Consider the following 21,979-nt stretch of genomic DNA (forward strand, 5'->3'; position numbering starts at 1 on the left):
CTTCTTTCACGCGGATCGGCGTGAAAGAAGGCTTTTGGGTTCATAGATAAGCAAGAACGTACTTTTTCTTTTTACAAAACGGGAGCTTGCAATGCAGTATTGATATTTTGCAAATCCACCGAAAGCTGCTCTTTTACGTTCCAAGGGTGATACCAGCCGCGTTCAATCATGTACGTGGAAATTTGCTCATGCGTATCAATAGCTTCATCCAGCTGCTTTGTAAGAATCGCCTTAATTTCTGGAGTTCCCGCTTCTGTTACGGCCATAGCGTAATTTCTCACACCGCTTTTGGCCGCGTTCAGAAAATCAGCTGCAATGACTTGGTCCGTTAAGGTATGCAGTCCGGTCAAATGCTCCAACAGTGTATTCATGGCTTAACCTCCTGTGAAATGGCTTGATCTAAGAGGGTGCCGAGTTCTTGTAATTGGCGGGTTGATAAGTCAACATCCTGCTGTAATATAGCTTTGAGAGTCGGATCAGAGATTAATGCTTGCATTGTTTTGGACTTGGTAAGACATACTGCCTTGAACGCTGACAGTTCATGGACTTCAAGGGTTTCATGCAGGCCATACACCATATGACGTTTACCTCCATTCTAAATATATAGTTAAGGTTTAAGTACCACTTTGATGCAATTGTCTTGTCTGGTATCGAAAATTTCGTATCCACGTTTGGCGTCGCTTAACGGAATGACGTGTGTAACAACGTCTCCGGGGTCCACCTTTCCCGTATCAATCAGCTCATACATATATGGCATATAGTGAATAACGGGAGCCTGTCCCGTACGTAAATTAACATTTCGCTGAAAAATGTCTCCCAAAGGAAAACCGTTATATCGTCCGCCGTATACACCTGTAACTTGAATGGTCCCGCCTTTGCGGACAGCCTGTGTGGCTATGACCAATCCTCCTAAAGCTCCACCGTGAAGTTTGAGACCAGAAGCCAAGGATTCCAGCGGAGACATTTTACCGCTCATGCCGGAGCAATCAATAACTACATCCGCGCCTCCCTTCGTCATCTCCTTCAGGTAGTTGCCGATGTTTTCTTGCGACTCCACATTAACAATCTCCACATGATTTGTACGCTTCGCATGTTGCAGACGATAATCCAGATAGTCTGCCGCAATGACTCGTTTTGCCCCTTTGAACCAGGCGAACTTTTGCGCTAACAAACCTACCGGCCCACAGCCAATAACAATGACAGTATCCCCGTCCGTCACCCCTGCATTATCGACGCTCCAGAACGCAGTGGTCATGGCATCAGAGATCAAGCAGAGCTTTTCGTCAGGATGTTCACAACTCTCCGGAATTTTGAAGTGAGTGAAGTTGGCAAAAGGCACACGTAAATATTCAGCTTGTCCACCCGGATATCCACCAGTTGTTCCTGAATAGCCGAAAAAACCGCCCATTTCTCCGTGCTCATTAGAATGATCACATTGGCTTTCCAATTGGTTTTTACAATAAAAGCATTCACCGCACGCTATGTTGAACGGAATGATCACGCGGTCTCCCTTTTTCAAGTTGGTTACGCCGCTGCCGACTTCCTCTACAACCCCCATCGGTTCATGACCGATTACATAATTTTCTTGTAAGTTCGGAATCATTCCGTGAATGAGATGCAGATCTGAACCACAAATAGCGGTTGTCGTCAGTCTGACAATCGCATCGTCGGCTTTTTGAATACTCGGGTCCGGAACATCTTTAACCACCACGTTTTTGATACCTTGGTAGGTCACTGCTTTCATGCCTGGTTTCCTCCCATATGTTCGTCCGGCGTGCGATCAAACATACCTTTGCGGGTGGTATCGTCTGGGAACAGTTCCATTTTGCTAATGTCCACCGTCTTGTTGGCTGATAGTTGATCCAATTGATACTGCTTTTGCAGATCATAGGGATGAAACCATTTTTTTCGTACCATAAGATCGGTAATTTCCTGATGAAGTGCGATGCCTTGATGCAGTTGATAGCGCAACAGGGTTCTGGCATCTGGAGAGACGGTTTCTGTCAGGGCTACGGCTGTGTTCCGAACCCCTTCCTTGACGCGAATCAGAAAGTCCATCGCAAATGTCATGTCTGCCATTTCCGGCATATTTAATGAGTTTTTTGGATCCACATAATCCATTCTTGCGGACTGGGTCTGATTTAATGTCACATCATTTCACCTCAATTTAAAATTGGTGTTGGTCGGAATTCTGGAACAGGTGCCTGAAACGGTGCTTTAACATACAATGCTTGCAAATCGGCAATAGCTTGTATAGATTGCTGAACATCTTTTTCCATTAAATCCTTTAGCTCTTGATCGAATACCAAGCCCTGCATTAATTTGGACTTAGCTAAGCATAACGTTTTAAAATTAAGCGCTTCGTGGATCTCTAGGGACTCATGCGCCGCTAATGCAGACTGTTGGCTTATCATAGGATCACCTTTCTTTTATGATTCTCAAAGGTATGTTGTCCAGCGTAACTATGTTTATTCAGAGCTATGAAAAGGTTGGGTTACCGAACGAGGGGGACTCTTTTGGAAGAACAGCGAGCGATTCCAGTAAGGCCTGTGCTCTTGAGTCTCCTTAAGCATACAAAGGTTGGTGCTATTCCCCTTCAACCTTGCCAAGCGATTTTTTGGCCGGACCTTCAATGACTTCGCCTTGATATGAAAAGCGTGAGCCATGACAAGGGCAATCCCATGTTCTTTCCGCCTCATTCCACTCGACTTCGCAACCCATATGGGTGCATGTTGTGTCCACTAGGTGTAATGCTCCTTGTGGGTCTCGGTATGCGCCCGCTCTTTTGCCGTTCACCCGAATGACCGCCCCTTCGTCGTGCTGCAGTTCTTCGGCTTTTTTGTAGTTGATCCCCAATTTCCCAGCAATCAAATGTTTAGCCACATTCGCATTTTGAGTCACAAATGTTTTAATGTCGGGGTCCATATGAAATCTTGAAGGGGAGAAAAGATCCTGATACGGGCTTTCCTCTCTGGTAATCAGATTCGTATTTAATAAAGCTGCCGCTACACTTGTGGTCATCCCCCATTTTCTATACCCCGTAGCAACGAGGATGTTAGAAGTGTTAGATAGTTCCTGCCCAATATAAGGGAGTTTGTCTAGCGTATACAAGTCTTGAGCCGACCAGCGATAAACAATTTCCTTTAATCCAAATGTTTGCTCTGCGAACTTTTTTAAAGCTTCATAGTACTGGAAAGTACAGATTCCTTGTCCCGTTTTGTGGCCTTCCCCACCGACGATAACCATCGGTTCTCCGTTAACCATTACGGAGCGAAGCGAACGTTTGGGGGTTTCCGCACTTAGGTACATACCACCCGGATAGGTTTTGTCCGTCTTGACCGCTAGTACATAAGACCGCTCGGCATGCAATCGCGCAAAATAAAGACTGTTTGGATCATTGAACGGAAAATGCGAGGAGGATACGACATAGTTGCAGGTGATTTTGTGCCCGTCGCTTGTATTAATAATGGAGGGGATTCCCTTATCCACACCCACAACGGTGGTCTGCTCATAAATCTTCCCGCCTTGCCGGATGACTTGATTGGCTAGATACCTTAAGAAAGGAATCGGATTAAACTGAGCTTGGTTTTCCATCATAATAGCTGCTTTAGTTGAAAAGGGCAGAGGCGTTTGTTCGACATAACTTCCCGGGATGCCAAGTTCCTTGTAAGCTTTATATTCGTCGTTGATTTTTTCCACATGCGTATCCGCACATGTATAAACGTAGGCATCTTCTTCTGTAAATTGACAATCGATATTAAACTCTTCTACCGTTTGCTTGATAAATTGAAGAGCATCACGGTTGGCTTCGTAATAGAGCCGGGTTTTTTCCTTGCCAAAATGTGAAAGAAACTCGCTGTAGATCAAATCATGTTGTGCGGTAATTTTGGCGGTCGTATGGCCCGTTGTTCCATGAAGTATCCGCCCTGCGTCGACGACTGCGACGTTTAGTCCTTTTTTAGAAAGTAAATAAGCAGTGGTAATACCAGTAATCCCCGCACCTACAATGGCAACATCCACCTGAATATCTTCACTAAGCTTGGGAAAGTTGGGGATGTCAGTTGAAGCTAACCAATATGATTCGGGAAATTGCGGAAATGTGGTACGAGATTCGCCTTGTGTCATTTTTACAAATACCCCTTTGATTACAATTTATGTATATTGTTATCATTGTGGGCTTTTATATTCACTAAACGACTCTCTTTAGTATTTTTTTGATACGGAGGGAGTGATGGAAAAGAAACAAAACCGTCCTTAACGCGGATCGGCGCGAAAGGCGGCTTTGTAGGTTTACATATACAGCTAAGGACGTGGCTTGAAAATGCCGAAAGGACGTCCGACAGGCAGGAATGTACGGCCAAAATGAGCATTCAGAACGGCAGCTCCTGTACCATACAGTGAGAGTAGACCAATGCCCATTTCAGCATAAGCGGCGATGGTATGGAATATCTCTGGTGCAACGCCGAATGCATCGAAGCTAAGACCGAGGAACAGAAAATCAATCAACACAAAAATAAAGAATAGAACCTTATGCGTCTCCATCGCTCCAATAGTCATGAAGAGCGTAAAGATGAGATAGCCCGCAAAGGCAAAGCCGAGCTGTTTGCCATCTACAGCGGATGCCAGCTCTGAGCCGAATACGCCCATTTTAATCATCCAGCTACTAGCTACGGCTAACCAGAAGAAGGCGTAAGCACCAAATGCCGTCATGCCAAAGGTGTTGTTGTGTTTCGCATCCTGAATGGAGGCAAACAGCTGCGCAAAAGCACCGAGAAATATAGCCCAAGGGATGATGAAGCTTAAGCCGTCAGTGAGACCAAGCTTTTGGGATGAAGCCACAAGCGTTACAATAGCCAAGCCAAACAGGCCAATCGCACTCGGATCGGCCGTTATGATTTTTACGTTAGAATGAGATTCATTTTGCATGAAAAAATAGAAGCCTCCAATAATGTTCAAGTACGCGTCAATCTGCCGATGCCAGAATCACACTGACATATTGTAACGGAAACCGACGTACACGCATAGTAGGTAATTCATAAAATTTCTACCATCTTGTTTTGGGTTGGAATGGGTTTTATTTCAATCCTCGAGTATCTTTGCTTAGGGGATGGGTAAGGATTATTAAATGGTGTTACCACGGGATTTGTGATAATATTTACACCTATATAGAATGAGGAAGTGACATAGTGATTAATATAACAATTCCAACTCCGGATATCACGATTACCAAACAGGTTAACCCTGAGCTCAGCCATATTTACGGATTTACCGACTTTCACCTGATCCCTAGAGATAAGGCTGGTATCTTTATGTTCTACAACACACAGGAGGAATTGCTGTTCGTTGGTAAAGCAAGAAAGCTGAGACAAAGAATCAAAAAGCATTTTGAAGATACCGTATCGCCGATCAAGGACAAGCGGAACGAAGTAGCGATTATTGAGGTTTGTATTGTGGAAGATGCTGTAGAGCGAGAAATTTATGAAACCTACATCATCAATTCACAAAAGGCTAAATATAACGTCGAAAAAGTATTTTTTAAGTAATGGAGTAACTTCCATATGAAAAAAGAGCAATAAGTCGCAGTGACTGTACTGTCCTTATTGCTTTTTTGTATTTCTGCATTTTTGATCCTTCCAGAGAGGGGCCGTGGCATGAATAAAACAGATCGTATGCTAGCGATCTTGCTAGAGTTGCAGCGTAAGGATATTGTACGAGCCGAGGATTTGGCAGCCATATTCGAAACGAGTGTGAGGACCATCTATCGGGATGTTCAGGCTCTAAGTGAATCGGGCGTACCGATTGTAGGAGCACCGGGCATTGGATATTCCTTGATGGAGGGGTACTTCCTGCCCCCCTTGAGCTTTACCGCAGAAGAGGCTGTGGCGTTGCTAATCGGAACGGATTTTGTCGAACAAAAATTTGATACAGACTACGGCATCAAGGCGCAAACCTCCCGCAGGAAGATTGAAGCCATTTTACCGGAGAGCGTCCGCAGGGAAGTCTCCCGGGTGCGTACGACCATCAGACTGCTCGCGGTGGGTGAAGGAGCAAACAATAGAGAGAAAACCTATTTGGAAACGCTGCGTCTCGCTGTATTGGAAAAACGGAAAGTACAGTTTGGCTACTCCAAAAGAATGCCAGAGGCTGACGGGAATCGTCAAAGTGTGCGTGTGGTCGCTCCTTATGGTCTTGTCCTGCTCCGTGGTTCTTGGGTGTTAATTGGGCAATGTGAATTGAGGCAGCAACTTCGCCATTTCCGTCTGTCACGTATGGACGAGCTTATCGTGCTGGAGGACAGGTTTCAGTTGCCTGTCGATTTTCATTTGCAAGATTACAAGCAAACCGATGACCGTCATGTAACTGTTCGCATACTAGCACGTTCGGATATCGCAGATAAGGTGAAGGAAGCGAACAACTTTTATATGGAGGCCATAGAGGAGCGTGCAGATGGACTGCATATACTCTTCCGCGTCAGACAGCCGGAGGAATTACTGCAATGGGTACTTGGATGGGGCGCGGATGTGGTTGTGCTGGAGCCTGAGTCGCTCAGGGAGCGGATACGTGTGGAAGTGGAAAAAATGTTGAAATGCTACTGACATAATGCTGTCAGTAGCATTTTTGTATAGTAAAGCTACTTTGATAGAGAGGAGCAATTACAATATATGAATACAAGTGAAACATTGCAGCGTTTCGAAGAAACGGCACAACACTATCTTCTTGAATTGGACAGCTTTAGCTTGGAGGAACTGCAATACACACCTCAGGAGGATCAATGGTCGCTTGGACAAATGTATCTTCATTTGGTGAAATCTGCACTGTATATGCATCTTAAGAACATTGACCTTTGTCTACAGCCTAATGGGGAGACAGGAGTTAAAACGGAGGCAGGCACGGCCATTTTTAATCTGGGGAGCTTTCCGCCAATGCGTATCCAAGTTCCACCATCCCCGCAGTACACTCCCCCACAGCCCACTAGCAAAGAAGAAATTGTGGAGGGATTAAACGTCGTGATCCGCAAGATGAGAGAGATTGAGCCAACCGTTCGGAAATCAACAGGGCCGTCTACCGTCTGTCATCCCAGATTCGGCGCGCTGAATGCTGGAGAGTGGTTTTCGCTCATCGAGATGCATTATCGTCATCATCTCTTGCAGAAGGAGCGCTTGAAGCACGCAATAGCCGATTAATCGTCTCCCGACGCAGCCCTATAAACTGGCCGATTTCCTCCTGCGTCAGCACTTCCGTTAACGTGGCGGGTGCGATGTAGGAGTGGAACCAGCGTTGAAGCTTCCGAAGCTTCTCGGCAGGTGACACCTCGGTGAGCTGGTCAATTCGTTGCTGCATCATGCGCAACTTGTCCTGTAGCTGCAAAGCGATAGCCCGACATTGAGTTGGGTCTTGCTCCAGCGCCTGATACCATTCTTTTTGCGACAAAACCTCAACCTCAGAGGTTACCAACGCCACCGCTGTACCATAATAAGGGTTGGGGCTGATCAGGGAGTGGTGCGGGATGATTTCATCGGGCACAATCACATTAACTAAAATTTGCGAGCCGTCTTCATGGACTCGGACAATTTTTAACAAGCCGCTCTTTAAGTGATATAAAGGGCCGGATTCTCCTTGTCGAAATAAGGTCTCGCCTTTGTGTAATATCATGAACGTAAACAGCCTCCATTCCATGTATTCCAGCTTTTAGATGAACCCGCCATTGACGCGGATCGTCTGCCCGGTAACCCACTGTGATTTGGCGCTGACCAGGAACTCAATCACATCAGCGATATCTTCCGGTTCGCCGAGCCGACCCATAGCATTCATTTTTTTCATGCCTTCGATTTGCTGCTCGGTTTTTCCTGCTTGGAAAAGCTCGGTGTTCACAGGACCGGGAGCCACGGCGTTGATCGTAATTTGCTTGCTTCCAAACTCCTTGGCTAGCTGACGGGTAAATTGCTCCACTGCGCCCTTGGTACCTGCATATACGCTATAGGCCGGGAACATTTGTCCGATCACGGATGTAGACAGGTTCACGATTCTTCCGTAGTTCTCCATATATTTCATGGCTTGCTGACATGCAAAGAAAGTGCCCTTTACATTGAGTGCGAATTGTTTGTCAAAATCTGCTTCGGTTACCTCAGCCAGAGGTTGGGTGATCATCAGCCCAGCGTTGTTAACCAGAATATCCACTTTACCGAATTCAGCAATCGTATTTGTAAATAATGCTTCAATATCACTCATTTTGCCCAGATCAGCGTGAAGTGCTATGGCTTTTCCGCCTTTTTGAAGAATGCTCTCCACGACTTCTTGGGCTTTGTCCGGACTGCTGGCATAATTGATGACTACATTAGCGCCCAGACCAGCCAGTTGCTCGGCAATGGCACGTCCAATCCCTCTGGAGGACCCGGTGACAATTGCTGTTTTTCCGTCCAAATGCTTCATATGTGTTTTGTCCTTCTTTCCATATCTATTTTAAGTGATTCCTTTTTCTAAAAGCATCCACACATCCGAAAACTCCTGATTAATCACGGGACTCTTCCATTCGTAAGCATGAGCGGGATGATGAAAACGGGCTGTGGCATAGAAGAGGGTACGCGCCAGTTGGGCTGGCTGATCCGATGTGATGTCCCCGCGTGCAATAATATCAGCGAGCTGATCCACAATGTGTGTGATATGCAGGTCGATTAAATCAGCGGCTTGCTCGGTGACCCTCGTATACATCTCAAACATTTCCTCGTCGTCGCGGGCATAATGCTGCTTAAGTTCGACCAAGGTCTGTATATATCGTTTTAAATGTGGCGCTCCCAGTATAGATGAATTCTGACAGACCTCCGTTAACGGGCCAATAATCTTTTCATTCAGCCATTTTTCGGTCACGCCTTCTAGAAGCTCGGCTTTACTTTTAAAGTGTCGGTAAATGGTGCCATGACTTACTCCCAGTACTTTGGCAACATCGGTCACGGAGGTTTTGGCTACACCAAAACGTCTAAGTGTGTCTTCTGTAGCGATGAGAATCTGTTCCTTGGTTAGCACATCTGAGGATTTTTCCATAGGGACACGGTCAAGTGCCGTGTGAGTCACCTCCTTGAAGTCAGGATAACACAAAGAGTGTCAAATGACAAATATTCATTTTTGTCATTTGACACTCTTTTTTTAAGAATCCAAAGAAGTGAACGGAAAAATTACAATAGCGATTCGATGACAGGATCAATGGCGCAGGGTTCCGTTGTTACTTCAAACCTTCCTTTTACCTGGCCATCGCGATCGACCAAGAATTTAGAAAAATTCCACTTGATACCGTCGCCAGCGTATATTTCCGGATACTTATCCCGCAGGAAATCCTCCATCCATTGACCGTCTTTGGTTTGGGTATCGAAGCCTTGAAACGGTGCCTGTTGGGTCAGATATTGAAATAAGGGATGAGGAGATGAGCCTCTTACATCCGTCTTCTCAAAGAGCGGAAAGGTTACTCCATGGTTAATTTGACAGAATCCCTGAACCTCCGAATGGCTACCTGGCTCTTTTTCATTGAATTGGTTACAAGGAAACGCGAGGATTTCAAAGCCTTGTTCCCTCCGTTTTTCGTAGAGCCTCTGCAGATCAGCGAATTGACTGGAGAAGCTACACTTGCTGGCTGTGTTTACAATGAGGAGAACCTTTCCTCTGTAGTCTGAGAATTCAATCGGTTTCCCGTTAATTGAGGTTGCCTGAAAATCATAAATAGACATATTAACGTTCCTCCTCACGTTATTTTTTAATACATCATATAACCAGAATTTTTATTGGTCTAATATATTATTGGAATCAACTTTATAGGTATTTACAATAACTTCGTCATGCAAAGAACGCATTGTCCATTTCTCTCTTGAAATCAAAGAAGACTCGCCTTAAAGAAAGTAGGAGATTTGCCTCTTTCATAGCAAACTGTGGCATTCGCCGTTACCAAGATAGAATATAGATGCATATTCATGTAATGTGTGCAAAAACCCAACAGAATCGAGGGATATTCGTGCCCATTGGAAAGATGATTCAATACAAGGAAATGCGACAACATCCCATTTTACGTTCTCACTTGCCCGAAACCCGCTGGATCAGTAATGCAAGGACTTTACGGATGCTGGATACCTATCGCACAGTCTTCATCAAGCCTAATTATGGGAGTGGAGGAACTGGCATCATACGTGCGAAAAAGCTGGGGAGGAAATATGAGGTTCGTTGTGGCTCCAGTCGCAGAGTCGTTAGATCCCACGCCGTAAGAAGAGCAGTTAGAACCTATCGGAGACCTCATCGTCGTTATTTGGTACAGCAAGGACTTAAGTTAGCCAAGTACAAAGGTTCGATTTTTGATGCCAGAGTGTATATGCAGAAGCCGGAATCGGAATGGGTCATTTCAGGAATAACCGGTCGTGTCGCTGCACCTCGAAAAGTCGTTACCAACTATCGGAAGGGAGGACATGCGGCGCCGTTGTCCAAAGTGCTTTTAAGGGTCTTTAAAAATGACAGAATAAAAATGAAAGAGATTCTGGACCAGATCACCGAGCTTTCTAGAATCATTGCCGACACGATAGATAAAAATCATCCGGTTCGCGAGTTGGGCATCGATCTTGCTATTGAAAAGAGCGGTCAAATCTGGATTATCGAGGCCAATCCGCATCCCGGACATATGTTGTTCAGGCAGCTCCCCAATCACAAGATGATTCGCAACATTTTGAGAAACAAACGTCGTATTCATCACTAGGATAAAGTTTTTGAAATCATTCATTGATAAGAAAAGGAGGAGAACGCCCAAGCAAAGATGCGGGAGCGTTCTCCGTTTTTTTTGTTAAATGACTGACGGATTTAAGACGAAGCTTTTATGTTAAAATATGTCCGCCATCCACATGAAGGACGGTTCCGGTCACAAACTGATTTTGAATCAAGTAAAGTACACCTCGTGCAACATCCTCCGCAAGTCCAACTCGCTTTACAGGAAGCTTATGCGCGACCGTATCATAGAATTGATTGCGCATATTTTCAGGCATTTTGCTGCGTGAAGGTGTATCAATAATGCCGGGTGAGACGACATTCACGCGGATGGGAGCAAGCTCTAACGCCAAGGTTTGACCAAGATTCGAAACCGCTGCATTCACAGCACCGAGCGCAGAGGAGCCAATCATCGGCTTATATGCCACCACTCCTGAGAATAAGGTAATGGAACCCTCGGTTGAAAGTTGGGAAGCTCCGTATTTAGCTGCATAATACTGGCCCCAAAATTTGTTTTCGAATAGCTTGCGGGCTTGATCCGTCTCCAACTGAAGGAATGACCCACCTGATGTTTCTGCCGCGCTAACGATAAGATGGTCATAGGAACCGACTTTTTCGAAGAAAAATTTTACCTGCTGCTCATCTGACGTGTCCAGCACATATATTGCAGCACGAGGGCCCAGCATTTCTTTGGCCTTGTGCAATTTATCCTCCGAGCGGCTGGCGATTACCACTTCCGCTCCAAGCGAAATGACTTGCTTAGCTGTTTCTAAACCGATACCTGAGCTTCCACCAATAATGACAATCTTTTGGTTTTGCAAATGGATCCCCTCCTAGTGTTCATCTGGATTGTTAATCATGTAATACGGCTTGTAGATGTATATCGAGATCAGCAATAAATTTAGGTATATTTGGATTTTTAATAACATCGTAGCATGCAAAGCTTTTCAAAGGCTCCATACTGAGAAATGTATGTGCAGAATGGAAATGCCTGAGTGCGGCTTCTAGACTAGCGCCATTAAAAAATTGAGTTGGATCATTAAATGCTTTTTCCGGAGCATTCCAAGTCGTGGAGAACATATATTTCTTGTCGGTTAATAAACCTCCGCTCCCATATTCATGAGCGCCCGTGAAGAATACACCGTAAGCATAGACTTCATCCATATAAGTCTTTAATAATCCAGGAACGCTGAACCAATAGATGGGGGTTTGGTAAATGACTATATCCGCCCATAAAAATTTTTCTTGTTCTTCGCTGACGGTATAGCCATCTTGAACAGACGTTGTTTTGATTTTGTTCTTTTCACTTAAGAGACGCACCATATTGTCCATCAATGTTTGGTTCAATTTCCCTTCAGACGAATCATATTTTTGATGACCGTTAATGATTAGTATATTTTTCATCTCTTCACCTCCTCGTATTAGAGAAAACGTTAGTTGCTACAGCGATATTGTATATGTAGTAAGTTCATTTAGGGAAGTAGTGATATTTAATTCATATAGTTTCTTAAAAGGAACTATTGTGATACCATTGGGTTTAACAGATATTTTTTTGGAGGAGTTCCTATGCACGCCCAAGAACCTATTGAATTGACCAAAGGAATACCAGGCAAGCCGTGTCCTATTGCCCAAACACTTGATTTGATCGGAACGAAATGGACTTTTTTAATCATCCGTGACCTGCTTATCGAAGGAACACTGAGATTCAGCCAACTTCAGAAATCCATGAAAGGGATTAGTCCCAAAACGCTTTCCCTACGCCTGAAGGAACTTGAAGATAACGGCCTGTTAGAAAGAAAGGTATATGCCGAGGTTCCCCCGCGTGTTGAATATTCGTTAACGGAAAAAGGGAAGCGACTGGAAGGTGTTTTTATTGAGCTGAAGAGATTTGGCTTAGATTTAAAAGCAGATCATTGAGGGACATGACGCAGTATTCCAAGGTATCGTTGAGATGAACGATGCCTATTTCTTATATACAAAAAAGGGAGCGCTTACTATAAAGTTCACAGAAAGTTCACTTATGTAGAGGTTTTGACTATTTATATAATTACCAAGGTACACAGAAGGGATGATGGAATTGCCAACAACGAAGAAAGAAGATTTTTATTTTGGTTTAATGATGTGCTTGGGGATGGTCGTATTCATGACATTTTATAATCTATATACAAATGACTTGATTGGCACAATATCTCTAAAAGTAATGTTTCTTCAATTTATTTTATGTTTTATCATTGCTTTCGTATTGGAATTATTTATTGTCGGTCCACTAGCAAAGAAAATAGCCTTCTCATTACCATACGACAAATCTAAAAAGGTATTTGTGATTCTGTCCCTTTCATGCAGTATGGTCATTGGAATGGTTTTTTGTATGTCACTTTATGGATTGGGGACAGCTTACTTTTTTAATGGTCTTTCGGGAGATTCATTATTTAAAAATTACTTATCTTTAGTTTTTAAGAATTTTATTTTTGCTTTCCCTCTGCAGCTTTTAATTGTAGGGCCGCTTGTTCGGTACTTATTTGCTAAATTCGTGAAAGGAACACGAATTGCGGTATCTTTAAACTAAAACGTAGTCAACGACGGTATACGATAGCTCAAAAGCCGCCTTTTGTCTGAGAAGGCGGCTTGTTTTTACGCAGAAGTCCCAGTATCTTTACAGCGTTTGTCCGCTGTCCACCGTAATGATCTGGCCTGTCATGGCTTCCTGTTCCAAAGCAGAGCAGATCATGCTGGCGATATCTTCGGGCGTGGAAATGCGCTGTAGGAGCAAATGAGGAAACAGTTGCTTCATTTGTTCTTCCCGGCCTGCCCACCATCTTGTTGCTACGGCTCCCGGCACGATGCAATTGACGCGAATATCCGGTGCCAGTGCTCGTGCTAAAGATTTGGTCAGCCCGTGAACGGCCGCTTTGGATACCGCATAGGGAAGCGAGGAACCTAGCCCTGTTTGTCCTGCTATACTTCCAAGATTGACGATAGCTCCTTGCTTACTACGCTTCATAAAAGGAGCTACGGCTCTGGCACAGTAAAACATGCCTTTTACATTTACATTAAATAGATCATCCCATATCTCTTCCGTGGCTGCCTCCAGATCATCCATAGGAATGTGATACGTAATGCTAGCGTTATTCACAAGTATATCAATCGTACCGAATTGCTGGACAATCTGGTCAACCATAATTCGAACTTCCTGATCTCGGGAAACATCTGCCTGTAATGCGATAGCACGTCCACCCTTTTCAAGGATCATACGTACAGTTTCCTCAGCATCGTTTTTAGAGCGGGAATAGTTTACGACAACCGTAGCTTTTCGATCTGCCAAGGCCATACATGCGGCTCTCCCAATTCCTGTACCTCCACCTGTAACCAGTGCTACTTTTTGATGTAAATCCATATATATTCGCTCCTTCTCCAACCAGTTCATTTTGCGTCTGAAAATAATATGATCTGATATGTATCATTGTAGAGGATGTATTTTGTTCTGTATAATTGAATTAACTGAATTTACGATTCAATAAAATTGAATTAATTGTGCATATAGGAGACTGGAAATGGACATTAAAACGCTCAAAACATTTCAAATGATTGTGAATTACGGGAGTTTTATGCGTGCAGCGGAAGAGTTGAATTATGCACAATCTACCGTGACGATGCAAATACAGAAGCTGGAGTCCGATATGGGAATTCAACTGATCGAACGGGGCAAGAAAATAAAATTAACTGAAGCGGGCAGGATGTTTTACGAGCAAAGTCTACATATTGTAAAGAATATGGAGCAATTGCAGGAAAATATGGACAATCTGCAAAGAGGAACCGCAGGCGACCTTCGTATAGGAGTGACCGAACCGACTGCCAGTTACCGACTACCAGAAATTTTAAAACGATTCTTAATCCATTATCCGAACATTCGAGTTTCTATTGAGTTTGGGAATACCCCTACTCTAAGCGAGCGTGTTCTCAAGGGGGATATTGATTTAGCGCTGTGTTCCGCACCGGATTTGGGCACAGAGCTATATTTTGAACCTTTATTTAGGGAGAAATTTGTAGTTTTAATGCCTGAAAATCACCTGCTTGCGGAAAAAGAAAACATTGGGCCGGAGGATTTACAGGGGCAGCGGTTGCTTATTACGTCGGCCACCTGTCCATATCGTCGCAAACTTGAAATGGTCATGAAGGAATATGGAATAACCATATTAAACACGATGGAAATTGGCAGCATGACGGCTCTGAAATTTTATGTGGAGAGCGATTTAGGTATTGCACTTGTGCCACAAATTCTGGTCAGTTCTGTCCCGACAGGAACAGCGGTGAGGGAGTTAAGTGGCAGCCTGATCGATATGACCTTCGGCCTTCTTTGCAAAGCAACAGACTATCCGCTAAAGCCGGCAGGTTCAAGGCTATACTCTCTGTTGAAGCAGGAGCTTGGGGAGTTGCCTAGGAGCATTAAGCTAGAGTAGCAAGTATGCAGGGAGTTGTGTTTTCTGCCACCTTATGATGTAAATGCAGTACGGTATAAAACCGACTGCAATAGGCAGTCGGTTCGTTGTTTACTTTTTCTTAATCGGAATCCAAACTTCACTTCGGTAGTCTTCAGCATGTGAATCGCCCATAGTATACACTTCCAGTTCCGGGCCGCCTGAATGCTCATAATTACTGGCAGGGAACCATTCCTGAAAAATTCTTTGCCATACCTTTTGGATCGAGTGAGGCATAGGGCCGATGGATGTAAATACTGCCCAGGTTGAAGCCGGAATGGTTCTGGATTCCAGCCCATTCGCGGTCGCTACGTCTTCGCTGCCTTCTGCAGCAATCAGGTACGTGAATTTCTCTTCTCCATGTTTGAAGTCCAAACAAATACCGAGGATATCGTCGCCTGTTCCCAAGGCATGAATCTGATCCGATGTACCATCCGCATTCAGTTCGTTCCAGAATTTTGGGATTTCTCGAAGATTATCGCCGTTCTTAGTGGTGACTTGAATGGACTTGCCAATGACCGTAAAGGCCGCCTTCTCTATAATTTTGTAATCCATTTCCTGATCTCCCTTCAACGATAGATGGAAGGTGATGCGTGGAAAGGCTTTCAGGTTTACCCCAGGGCTTCTGGCCTCAGAGGGAGAAATACCGTGTACCTTTCGGAACGCTTTAGAAAAAGATTCGGGGGAATCATATCCGTATTTGAACGCTACATTCAGCACCTTGGCGGAAGAAAGACTCAATTCCTGAGCAGCCAAGGTCAATCGACGTTTGCGCACATATTCTGCAACCGTGACGCCGGTTAGCATATGAAACATACGCTGAAAATGGAAAGGAGACGAATAGGCTGCCTTTGCAATTTCATCGATATCGAGTGGCTGCTGCATTCTCTCTTCCATCAGATCCAGTGCGTTCTTGATCCGAAGCAACCATTCCAACCGCATCACCTTCCTTGGTTGTAATCATATCATTAGAAGTATCTGTAATCCTGTCTTTGCGTGCTCTTGTTGAACAGGTTCTGCGCCTAGTTTAATGTGGCTTGTACTTTGTTTCAAGACATAATTTCACGCTAAAATTTTGGAGAAACCATGTGCCTGCCCCCTTGTGTTCATAATTAAAATTTGGGACAATGGAAGAGGCGTTTAAATAGCGCAGATTGCTTAAACATGCTATGATGCAATGATGGTTGAGACGAATGGTGCGTGCTTAGTTTTATATAGAGGAAGACGAATTTGAATGTTTTGAAAAGAGGATCGAACATGAAAAAAGAATCCATTTATGGATTAACGCTAGATCAATTGACAGTATGGCTCATCGAGCATGGACATAAGAAATCCCGGGCATTGCAGGTATGGGACGCATTGTACCGGAAGCGGGTTACTGATTTTGCAGCGATGGCAGAGGTTCATGAGGATTGTACTCGCCTGTTGGCCGAGCATTTTTCCATTGAAACACTTGAAGAGCACGTGAAGCAACAGTCAGCAGACGGGACGGTCAAGTTCTTGTTCCGTCTTCAGGATGGTAATTTGATTGAGACAGTAATGATGCGGCATAAGTTTGGCTTATCTGTATGTGTGACTACGCAGGTAGGATGTAACATTGGGTGCAGCTTCTGTGCGAGCGGATTGTTGAAAAAGAGCCGTGACCTGTCCAGCGGTGAAATTGTAGAGCAAATTATGAAGGTCCAGCTGTATCTGGATCAGGAACGCCCGGGCGATCAGGTCAGTCATGTTGTTGTGATGGGAATTGGCGAACCGTTTGATAACTTCGTGAACCTGTCCGATTTCATTCGGGTCATTAAGGATCACAAAGGGCTAGCGATTGGGCCGCGGCATATTACCGTTTCCACAAGTGGACTGGCTGATAAAATCATTGAATTTGCAGATTCCGACCTGCATGTCAATCTGGCGATCTCCCTCCACGCTCCGAATAATGAGATTCGTACTCGCATTATGAAGATCAACCGGGCGATTCCGATTGAGAAACTCATGCAGGCGATTGATTATTATTTGGACAAAACAAATCGTCGGATTACGCTGGAGTACATCTTGCTGAAGGATGTTAATGACGGTAAGGAGCATGCACTCGAACTGGCTGAGCTGGTGGGCCATCGTCGTAATCTGGCCAATGTAAACCTGATTCCGTACAATCCGGTGGATGAGCATAGCCAATACCAGCGGAGTGAGTCGGAGTCGATTACGGGCTTCTATGATGTGCTGAAAAAACAAGGCATTAGCTGTAGTGTTCGGCTGGAGCATGGAGTCGATATTGACGCAGCTTGCGGACAGCTACGCAGCAAGCAAATCCGCAAGGATGCCAAGGGTAGCCGCAATACGGAGCGCGAAGCCATTAGTTAAATACACAAGCGTACTCTCTAACAGGAGTACGCTTTTTTATATCGCGAGCCGCAGGGCGAAACGTTACCCGAAAATGTGAAAATAGTCACGTAATAGTTGCTGCTTTTACGTTATAGTGAGTGGTTAGTGGAGGGGTTATATGGCTAACGTAATTTCGAATGTGGCGCTCGTTCCGGGCATTTATGTGATGAAAATAGAGGGAAAGTTTAAAGGGAACATGGGGCAGTTTTACATGCTGCGCAGCGGGACAGGTTACCCACTGCTGCCCAGACCCATCAGCATTTATGATATCGGGGAAGAGAGTATTTCCTTTTTGTATCGGGTTGTTGGAGAGGGGACCAATTTGTTTTCCCAATTACAGCCTGGTCAGGACATTCAGTTAGAAGGACCTTTCGGAAACGGTTTTCCGCAGGTAGAGGGTAGTTTGGCTTTGATCGGCGGTGGCATGGGTACAGCTCCGTTGCTGTTGGCTGCAAAGTATTACCCGCATGCGCATGTTTATCTGGGGTTTGCACAGCAAGCCTTCGGGGTTGAAGCGTTCGAAGCTGTGGCGGCATCTGTACAGGTCAAGGTAGGGGGAAGCATCGTCGAACAGGTCGATCCGACGCTTTATGCAAATATGTTCTCCTGCGGGCCAACTCCGATGTTGCAAGCACTCGCCATGAAAACGGTGGATACGTCATCCCGCTTATATATTTCAACTGAAAGACACATGGCCTGTGGTATTGGCGCATGTTTGGGCTGTACGATGCGTACCCGTGGAGGCAATCGTAGGGTATGTAAAGAAGGGCCTGTATTCCCGGTGGAGGAGGTGGAGTTTGATGATCTCCATGGCGTGTAATATTGCGGGTGTACCGTTCAAGAACCCGATCATCATGGCTTCCGGTACGTTTGGATTCGGACGTGAATATGCGGAATTTTATTCTCCTGAATTATTGGGTGGTATCGTCGGCAAGGGACTGACCCTGCATCCGAAGGCTGGTAATACAGGATCACGAATACATGAGACAGCATCCGGCATGCTCAATAGTGTGGGGCTGGAGAATCCGGGTGTTGCCGCTTTTTTGAAGGATGAGCTGGATGACATGACACGCTGGAACACGGCTGTTATTGCCAATGTGGGCGGCTCCAATCTGGAGGAATATGTTCAGGCCGTAGCGATGATTACGGAAAACGCACAAAAGCGTCGCACGATGAACCGCAGAGGCGTTGATATGCTGGAATTGAACATTTCATGTCCCAATGTGAAGCAGGGTGGAATGCAATTTGGTATCCAGACGGAGGTAGCGCGGGAGGTTGTGCGTCAGGTGCGCAATGTGACGGCGCTTCCGTTGGTTGTCAAGCTGTCTCCCAATGCTGAGAACATCACGCAGATGGCGGTTATGTGCGAGGAAGAAGGCGCAGACGGAGTTTCGCTGATCAATACATTTTCTGCAATGAAAATAGATATACGCCAGCGTCGCAGTGTCTTCGCCAACACGTATGCAGGTCTTTCCGGCCCGGCAATTAAACCGATTGCCTTGCGCATGGTTCACCAGGTGGCACAGGCGGTGTCGATTCCGGTGATCGGGATGGGTGGGATTAGCTCGGTGGAGGATATTATTGAATTCACCATGGCAGGGGCCGCTGCCATTCAGGTGGGAACGTACAATTTTGTTCATTTACATGCAGGGGCTGAGCTGGTACATGGCCTTGAACAATGGATGCAGCTGGAAAAGGTGCAGTCATTGGATGAGATACGAGGAATTTTGTAATTTGGTATCTGCTTATGCATAAACAAAAGCATACAAAACTGGTATTATCCCCTTTAAGTAGACAAGAGAAAAAAGACATCTGGTAAGATAGATGGATTTAATCTTGTTGAACGGAGGGGTTTCTTCATGGACAAAAAAGACAAGCCTTTCGTCAGTACTCTGAGATTTTAGAAGCAAATCGTCGCTTGGCGTCCTTCACAACGAAACAATCTTCCTCGTTAACGAAACACTAGACACACTAAGTAAGGATGTAAATCTGGAGAGGGAAAAGCTCGGAATCCTCGAATGCCATTCCAGGTGAGGAAACTGTCTGGACAATGCCTGCACAGATAAGCAAACCTGAAACCTTAGCCGAGGCAGAACAACAGGTATATGAATATATCTCATTGTATAACCAAAGTGGATTCCAGGAAAATGAACAACCGTTCCCCGGTTGAATACCGAGAAACGGATGCTGCTCAAAAGTGTCTTTTAGCCCTGTTACTTTACAGGAATATGACCTAATAGCGACTTTCAACGGTACCATGTTCTTGTCCTCGACAAGTGTCGGGACAACATCAGTACAAACTGGCCTTCCTCAGAGGAATTACTTGTAATTTCTCTATCTTTTAGAGGAGAAGATTGGAACCGCTACGGCTGTAGCGACAGCTTTATAAGCTTTGAGACGTGGGGCGGACAATCAGTTCGTTAATCGTTACGTTAGTCGGCTGCTGGATCGCAAACAGTATGGTTCTCGCAATGTCGCTAGGGTCAAGTTGACTCCATTCCTGGCTGCCCAATTTCTCCAATGCCGGATAAATCGAGTTGTCGGTGATGGTATCGTACAGCTCGGTCTCCACCGCGCCAGGGGAGATGAGAGTCGTCCGAATATTTTGCATGGGTCCTAATTCGGTTCGCATACCTTCTGTTAAAATCCGTACGGCATGCTTAGTCGCACTATAAATAGAGCTTGAAGGGAAGATGATATGTCCCGCAATGGACGAGAAATTAATGATATGTCCCTCATTACGTTCTTCCATATGTTTGTACACTGCCGCCATCCCATAGAGGACGCCCTTAATGTTCACATCGATCATTCTCTCCCATTCGTCAACTTTCAAATTTTTGAAGAACGAAAGTGGCATTATCCCAGCATTATTGATCAAAATGTCGATTTGTCCATAGACTTTAATGGTTTCATCTACCAATGCTTCCACGTCGGCAAACGAGGTGACGTCAGTCACCTTGTAGCTGGCTTCACCTCCAGCGTTACGGATTTCTTCTTGAAGTTGCTGTAATCGGTTTTCCCGGCGAGCAGCAAGCATGACTTTAATGTTGTGTTGAGCGAGAAGTTTAGCCGTTGCCGCTCCCATTCCGCTGCTTGCACCTGTGATGATTGCTACTTTTGTATTCATGTGTACTTCCCCTTTGTTCTTATATTAGCCAGTAATCGTTGGCTTGATTCCAGGTTATCAATTAGAGTTTAATATAAGTCAAGCTTCAATGATTTAATAATTCGCACAGGCAAAATCCCCACAAATCCGTGGTTTTTTAGATAATGAAGAATAATAAATAGGAAAAAACGGAAAACAACTACATGAAATATATTAGAGTTTACTCTAATATATGCGCTAAAAAAGACGCGTTCTCCATCCGGGGAACGCGCTCCACTTAGAGTGAAATGTTGCAAAAAGACGATCTAGGGCAGCATCTTGGCCAATCCTTTTTCCTGCATGTCATATAATGCCAGCTTGTAATTGATTTGCTCCAAATATTTAATAGTTTCCGAGAGGTCCTTCTCCACTTTTTCCTTGTGCATAAGCATCATTTGTTTACGTATTTTAAGCGTGTTCTCGCCTTTTTGGTATAAATCTACATATTTCCTGATCTCGGCAAGTGGCATGCCCGTCGCCCGCAGCGCCAACACAAAATTCAACCAGTCCATACTCTCTTCGTCATACAATCGATTGCCACTCGAATCGCGCTTGACGCATGGTAGAATTCCTTCCCGTTCATAAAACCGAAGAGTATATGGGGTAATTCCAGTTTTCTCCGAAATTTCTTTAATCGTGGACATCACTTTCTCCTCCAGTCATCAAAGTAAACTCTAACCTTTATCCTTCATTCATTTCCATATTACTGGCATTAATAGCTGATTATTAAGGGGATACCCTAGTCTAATGGTGGATTTAACAAGCTTTTAACTTAGAGTTTACTGTATGGATTAAGATGTATTCAATACATTATTTACAGAAAGAAGATATTGTTTATGTCAGATCAATTTTAAACTGGACACTTGATGACGATCTTGCAGTTTACTGTTTAACCAGGAGCGATTCCTGAAAAAATTAACGACCTTTTCTCGGCAGAGTACCAGGAAAAGGTCGTAGCTAAAAGTTATCTTTTTTATTTGACTCAACAGCCAAACTCGACTAATGGTTAATATCGCACTTGTTCAAGATGAACGAAATTTGATTTTCCAGCCGATGAATGGCTTCCTCGGACGCCTGGTCGTTCGCACCTTGTTCCTGAAGCGCAGCGAGTTCCTGCTTGAGCTGATGAAGGTCTTGTCCTGCATTAGCGCAGTTGTAATTGCTTTCGAGATTGTCAATCATCCGATATCCTCCATTTCATTAGGTATACGTCCTTATTATGGAGAATTGATCTTTCCTTATTCAGCATATC

Annotated in this window: 28 protein-coding genes; 10 read left to right on the forward strand and 18 right to left on the reverse strand. The window is 44.7% G+C overall.

Going from position 1 to position 21,979, the window contains the following annotated elements:
* Positions 1–71 precede the first annotated feature (71 nt).
* The 7 genes from MHB46_RS14940 to MHB46_RS14970 all read right to left on the reverse strand — a co-directional run bounded on the left by MHB46_RS14940 (position 72) and on the right by MHB46_RS14970 (position 4,926).
* Positions 72–371 carry a spore coat protein gene (locus tag MHB46_RS14940; RefSeq protein WP_254326305.1) on the reverse strand — a complete coding sequence of 100 codons (300 nt, stop codon included), beginning with the start codon at positions 369–371 and terminating at the stop codon, positions 72–74.
* A complete protein-coding gene (locus MHB46_RS14945; RefSeq protein WP_061829795.1) occupies positions 368–577 on the reverse strand; it encodes a hypothetical protein in 210 nt (69 codons plus the stop codon). The genes MHB46_RS14940 and MHB46_RS14945 overlap by 4 nt, the downstream gene beginning before the upstream one ends.
* Before the next feature lie 30 nt (positions 578–607).
* Positions 608–1,744, reverse strand: a complete 1,137-nt coding sequence (locus MHB46_RS14950; protein ID WP_341162713.1) for a zinc-dependent alcohol dehydrogenase — start codon at positions 1,742–1,744, stop codon at positions 608–610.
* Positions 1,741–2,121, reverse strand: a complete 381-nt coding sequence (locus MHB46_RS14955) for a spore coat protein (RefSeq protein ID WP_341163750.1) — start codon at positions 2,119–2,121, stop codon at positions 1,741–1,743. The genes MHB46_RS14950 and MHB46_RS14955 overlap by 4 nt, the downstream gene beginning before the upstream one ends.
* 41 nt (positions 2,122–2,162) lie before the next feature.
* Entirely contained in the window at positions 2,163–2,414 is a 252-nt protein-coding gene (locus tag MHB46_RS14960; protein ID WP_061829797.1) for a hypothetical protein, read from the reverse strand.
* A 172-nt stretch (positions 2,415–2,586) separates the two neighbouring features.
* The gene (locus MHB46_RS14965) at positions 2,587–4,125 is read right to left on the reverse strand and encodes an FAD-dependent oxidoreductase (RefSeq protein WP_341162714.1); all 1,539 of its coding nucleotides are present in this window, start codon (positions 4,123–4,125) and stop codon (positions 2,587–2,589) included.
* 177 nt (positions 4,126–4,302) lie between these two features.
* Entirely contained in the window at positions 4,303–4,926 is a 624-nt protein-coding gene (locus MHB46_RS14970) for an acetate uptake transporter (RefSeq protein ID WP_341162715.1), read from the reverse strand.
* Positions 4,927–5,186: 260 nt separating this feature from the next.
* Between MHB46_RS14970 and MHB46_RS14975 the strand changes: the two genes are divergently transcribed.
* The 3 genes from MHB46_RS14975 (at position 5,187) to MHB46_RS14985 (ending at position 7,184) form a co-directional block, all read left to right on the forward strand.
* Positions 5,187–5,543 carry a nucleotide excision repair endonuclease gene (locus MHB46_RS14975; protein WP_023991017.1) on the forward strand — a complete coding sequence of 119 codons (357 nt, stop codon included), beginning with the start codon at positions 5,187–5,189 and terminating at the stop codon, positions 5,541–5,543.
* 108 nt (positions 5,544–5,651) lie between these two features.
* Positions 5,652–6,596, forward strand: coding sequence for a helix-turn-helix transcriptional regulator (locus MHB46_RS14980; RefSeq protein ID WP_341162716.1), 945 nt, complete (start codon positions 5,652–5,654; stop codon positions 6,594–6,596).
* Between the two features lie 66 nt (positions 6,597–6,662).
* Entirely contained in the window at positions 6,663–7,184 is a 522-nt protein-coding gene (locus MHB46_RS14985; protein WP_341162717.1) for a DinB family protein, read from the forward strand.
* On the opposite strand, the gene MHB46_RS14990 is transcribed toward MHB46_RS14985, so the two are convergent.
* The 4 genes from MHB46_RS14990 to MHB46_RS15005 form a co-directional block, all read right to left on the reverse strand.
* Positions 7,117–7,653 carry a Crp/Fnr family transcriptional regulator gene (locus tag MHB46_RS14990; RefSeq protein WP_341162718.1) on the reverse strand — a complete coding sequence of 179 codons (537 nt, stop codon included), beginning with the start codon at positions 7,651–7,653 and terminating at the stop codon, positions 7,117–7,119. The genes MHB46_RS14985 and MHB46_RS14990 overlap by 68 nt on opposite strands.
* Before the next feature lie 36 nt (positions 7,654–7,689).
* Positions 7,690–8,430 carry an SDR family oxidoreductase gene (locus tag MHB46_RS14995; RefSeq protein WP_341162719.1) on the reverse strand — a complete coding sequence of 247 codons (741 nt, stop codon included), beginning with the start codon at positions 8,428–8,430 and terminating at the stop codon, positions 7,690–7,692.
* A gap of 30 nt (positions 8,431–8,460) precedes the next feature.
* Positions 8,461–9,039, reverse strand: coding sequence for a TetR/AcrR family transcriptional regulator (locus MHB46_RS15000; protein ID WP_341162720.1), 579 nt, complete (start codon positions 9,037–9,039; stop codon positions 8,461–8,463).
* A gap of 131 nt (positions 9,040–9,170) precedes the next feature.
* Positions 9,171–9,716 (reverse strand): glutathione peroxidase, encoded by a 546-nt coding sequence (locus tag MHB46_RS15005; protein WP_341162721.1) that lies wholly within the window; start codon positions 9,714–9,716, stop codon positions 9,171–9,173.
* 281 nt (positions 9,717–9,997) lie between these two features.
* Between MHB46_RS15005 and MHB46_RS15010 the strand changes: the two genes are divergently transcribed.
* On the forward strand, positions 9,998–10,726 hold the full coding sequence (locus tag MHB46_RS15010) for a YheC/YheD family protein (protein WP_341162722.1): 729 nt from the start codon (positions 9,998–10,000) through the stop codon (positions 10,724–10,726).
* Between the two features lie 115 nt (positions 10,727–10,841).
* Here MHB46_RS15010 and MHB46_RS15015 read toward each other — a convergent pair whose 3' ends face one another.
* Both MHB46_RS15015 and MHB46_RS15020 read right to left on the reverse strand, forming a co-directional pair.
* The gene (locus MHB46_RS15015) at positions 10,842–11,552 is read right to left on the reverse strand and encodes an SDR family oxidoreductase (RefSeq protein ID WP_341162723.1); all 711 of its coding nucleotides are present in this window, start codon (positions 11,550–11,552) and stop codon (positions 10,842–10,844) included.
* Positions 11,553–11,583: 31 nt separating this feature from the next.
* On the reverse strand, positions 11,584–12,135 hold the full coding sequence (locus tag MHB46_RS15020; RefSeq protein ID WP_341162724.1) for an NAD(P)H-dependent oxidoreductase: 552 nt from the start codon (positions 12,133–12,135) through the stop codon (positions 11,584–11,586).
* Between the two features lie 162 nt (positions 12,136–12,297).
* On the opposite strand from MHB46_RS15020, the gene MHB46_RS15025 reads away from it, so the two are divergent.
* Complete coding sequence (locus MHB46_RS15025) at positions 12,298–12,648, forward strand: winged helix-turn-helix transcriptional regulator (protein WP_013312645.1); 351 nt, start codon at positions 12,298–12,300, stop codon at positions 12,646–12,648.
* A gap of 160 nt (positions 12,649–12,808) precedes the next feature.
* Positions 12,809–13,297, forward strand: a complete 489-nt coding sequence (locus MHB46_RS15030) for a hypothetical protein (RefSeq protein WP_341162725.1) — start codon at positions 12,809–12,811, stop codon at positions 13,295–13,297.
* A gap of 87 nt (positions 13,298–13,384) precedes the next feature.
* Here the strand turns inward: MHB46_RS15030 and MHB46_RS15035 are convergent, their stop codons facing one another.
* On the reverse strand, positions 13,385–14,125 hold the full coding sequence (locus tag MHB46_RS15035) for an SDR family NAD(P)-dependent oxidoreductase (protein ID WP_341162726.1): 741 nt from the start codon (positions 14,123–14,125) through the stop codon (positions 13,385–13,387).
* Between the two features lie 157 nt (positions 14,126–14,282).
* On the opposite strand from MHB46_RS15035, the gene MHB46_RS15040 reads away from it, so the two are divergent.
* Positions 14,283–15,188: a LysR family transcriptional regulator gene (locus MHB46_RS15040; protein WP_341162727.1), complete on the forward strand. Its 906-nt coding sequence runs from the start codon at positions 14,283–14,285 to the stop codon at positions 15,186–15,188.
* A 90-nt stretch (positions 15,189–15,278) separates the two neighbouring features.
* Here MHB46_RS15040 and MHB46_RS15045 read toward each other — a convergent pair whose 3' ends face one another.
* Positions 15,279–16,148 carry an AraC family transcriptional regulator gene (locus MHB46_RS15045; protein ID WP_341162728.1) on the reverse strand — a complete coding sequence of 290 codons (870 nt, stop codon included), beginning with the start codon at positions 16,146–16,148 and terminating at the stop codon, positions 15,279–15,281.
* A gap of 315 nt (positions 16,149–16,463) precedes the next feature.
* Between MHB46_RS15045 and rlmN the strand changes: the two genes are divergently transcribed.
* The 3 genes from rlmN to MHB46_RS15060 all read left to right on the forward strand — a co-directional run bounded on the left by rlmN (position 16,464) and on the right by MHB46_RS15060 (position 19,315).
* Entirely contained in the window at positions 16,464–17,561 is a 1,098-nt protein-coding gene (gene rlmN, locus MHB46_RS15050) for a 23S rRNA (adenine(2503)-C(2))-methyltransferase RlmN (RefSeq protein WP_341162729.1), read from the forward strand.
* A gap of 139 nt (positions 17,562–17,700) precedes the next feature.
* Entirely contained in the window at positions 17,701–18,402 is a 702-nt protein-coding gene (locus MHB46_RS15055) for a dihydroorotate dehydrogenase electron transfer subunit (protein ID WP_341162730.1), read from the forward strand.
* On the forward strand, positions 18,383–19,315 hold the full coding sequence (locus MHB46_RS15060; protein WP_341162731.1) for a dihydroorotate dehydrogenase: 933 nt from the start codon (positions 18,383–18,385) through the stop codon (positions 19,313–19,315). Before MHB46_RS15055 ends, MHB46_RS15060 begins: the two co-directional genes overlap by 20 nt.
* A gap of 650 nt (positions 19,316–19,965) precedes the next feature.
* On the opposite strand, the gene MHB46_RS15065 is transcribed toward MHB46_RS15060, so the two are convergent.
* The 3 genes from MHB46_RS15065 to MHB46_RS15075 form a co-directional block, all read right to left on the reverse strand.
* Positions 19,966–20,709, reverse strand: a complete 744-nt coding sequence (locus MHB46_RS15065) for an SDR family oxidoreductase (RefSeq protein ID WP_165178154.1) — start codon at positions 20,707–20,709, stop codon at positions 19,966–19,968.
* Between the two features lie 284 nt (positions 20,710–20,993).
* Positions 20,994–21,371, reverse strand: a complete 378-nt coding sequence (locus MHB46_RS15070) for a MerR family transcriptional regulator (protein ID WP_341162732.1) — start codon at positions 21,369–21,371, stop codon at positions 20,994–20,996.
* Positions 21,372–21,726: 355 nt separating this feature from the next.
* Positions 21,727–21,909 carry a hypothetical protein gene (locus MHB46_RS15075; RefSeq protein WP_013312637.1) on the reverse strand — a complete coding sequence of 61 codons (183 nt, stop codon included), beginning with the start codon at positions 21,907–21,909 and terminating at the stop codon, positions 21,727–21,729.
* Positions 21,910–21,979 lie beyond the last annotated feature (70 nt).

This window comes from Paenibacillus sp. FSL H7-0703, from assembly GCF_038003485.1.
GTDB lineage: Bacteria > Bacillota > Bacilli > Paenibacillales > Paenibacillaceae > Paenibacillus > Paenibacillus polymyxa_B.

Excerpts from the sequence above, each read along its gene's own strand:
- MHB46_RS14940 (WP_254326305.1), bottom strand. The coding sequence starts at position 371 with ATGAATACACTGTTGGAGCATTTGACCGGACTGCATACCTTAACGGAC.
- MHB46_RS14945 (WP_061829795.1), bottom strand. The coding sequence starts at position 577 with ATGGTGTATGGCCTGCATGAAACCCTTGAAGTCCATGAACTGTCAGCG.
- MHB46_RS14950 (WP_341162713.1), bottom strand. The coding sequence starts at position 1,744 with ATGAAAGCAGTGACCTACCAAGGTATCAAAAACGTGGTGGTTAAAGAT.
- MHB46_RS14955 (WP_341163750.1), bottom strand. The coding sequence starts at position 2,121 with ATGGATTATGTGGATCCAAAAAACTCATTAAATATGCCGGAAATGGCA.
- MHB46_RS14960 (WP_061829797.1), bottom strand. The coding sequence starts at position 2,414 with ATGATAAGCCAACAGTCTGCATTAGCGGCGCATGAGTCCCTAGAGATC.
- MHB46_RS14965 (WP_341162714.1), bottom strand. The coding sequence starts at position 4,125 with ATGACACAAGGCGAATCTCGTACCACATTTCCGCAATTTCCCGAATCA.
- MHB46_RS14970 (WP_341162715.1), bottom strand. The coding sequence starts at position 4,926 with ATGCAAAATGAATCTCATTCTAACGTAAAAATCATAACGGCCGATCCG.
- MHB46_RS14980 (WP_341162716.1), top strand. The coding sequence starts at position 5,652 with ATGAATAAAACAGATCGTATGCTAGCGATCTTGCTAGAGTTGCAGCGT.
- MHB46_RS14985 (WP_341162717.1), top strand. The coding sequence starts at position 6,663 with ATGAATACAAGTGAAACATTGCAGCGTTTCGAAGAAACGGCACAACAC.
- MHB46_RS14990 (WP_341162718.1), bottom strand. The coding sequence starts at position 7,653 with ATGATATTACACAAAGGCGAGACCTTATTTCGACAAGGAGAATCCGGC.
- MHB46_RS14995 (WP_341162719.1), bottom strand. The coding sequence starts at position 8,430 with ATGAAGCATTTGGACGGAAAAACAGCAATTGTCACCGGGTCCTCCAGA.
- MHB46_RS15000 (WP_341162720.1), bottom strand. The coding sequence starts at position 9,039 with ATGGAAAAATCCTCAGATGTGCTAACCAAGGAACAGATTCTCATCGCT.
- MHB46_RS15005 (WP_341162721.1), bottom strand. The coding sequence starts at position 9,716 with ATGTCTATTTATGATTTTCAGGCAACCTCAATTAACGGGAAACCGATT.
- MHB46_RS15020 (WP_341162724.1), bottom strand. The coding sequence starts at position 12,135 with ATGAAAAATATACTAATCATTAACGGTCATCAAAAATATGATTCGTCT.
- MHB46_RS15025 (WP_013312645.1), top strand. The coding sequence starts at position 12,298 with ATGCACGCCCAAGAACCTATTGAATTGACCAAAGGAATACCAGGCAAG.
- MHB46_RS15035 (WP_341162726.1), bottom strand. The coding sequence starts at position 14,125 with ATGGATTTACATCAAAAAGTAGCACTGGTTACAGGTGGAGGTACAGGA.
- MHB46_RS15040 (WP_341162727.1), top strand. The coding sequence starts at position 14,283 with ATGGACATTAAAACGCTCAAAACATTTCAAATGATTGTGAATTACGGG.
- MHB46_RS15045 (WP_341162728.1), bottom strand. The coding sequence starts at position 16,148 with ATGCGGTTGGAATGGTTGCTTCGGATCAAGAACGCACTGGATCTGATG.
- rlmN (WP_341162729.1), top strand. The coding sequence starts at position 16,464 with ATGAAAAAAGAATCCATTTATGGATTAACGCTAGATCAATTGACAGTA.
- MHB46_RS15055 (WP_341162730.1), top strand. The coding sequence starts at position 17,701 with ATGGCTAACGTAATTTCGAATGTGGCGCTCGTTCCGGGCATTTATGTG.
- MHB46_RS15060 (WP_341162731.1), top strand. The coding sequence starts at position 18,383 with ATGATCTCCATGGCGTGTAATATTGCGGGTGTACCGTTCAAGAACCCG.
- MHB46_RS15065 (WP_165178154.1), bottom strand. The coding sequence starts at position 20,709 with ATGAATACAAAAGTAGCAATCATCACAGGTGCAAGCAGCGGAATGGGA.
- MHB46_RS15070 (WP_341162732.1), bottom strand. The coding sequence starts at position 21,371 with ATGTCCACGATTAAAGAAATTTCGGAGAAAACTGGAATTACCCCATAT.
- MHB46_RS15075 (WP_013312637.1), bottom strand. The coding sequence starts at position 21,909 with ATGATTGACAATCTCGAAAGCAATTACAACTGCGCTAATGCAGGACAA.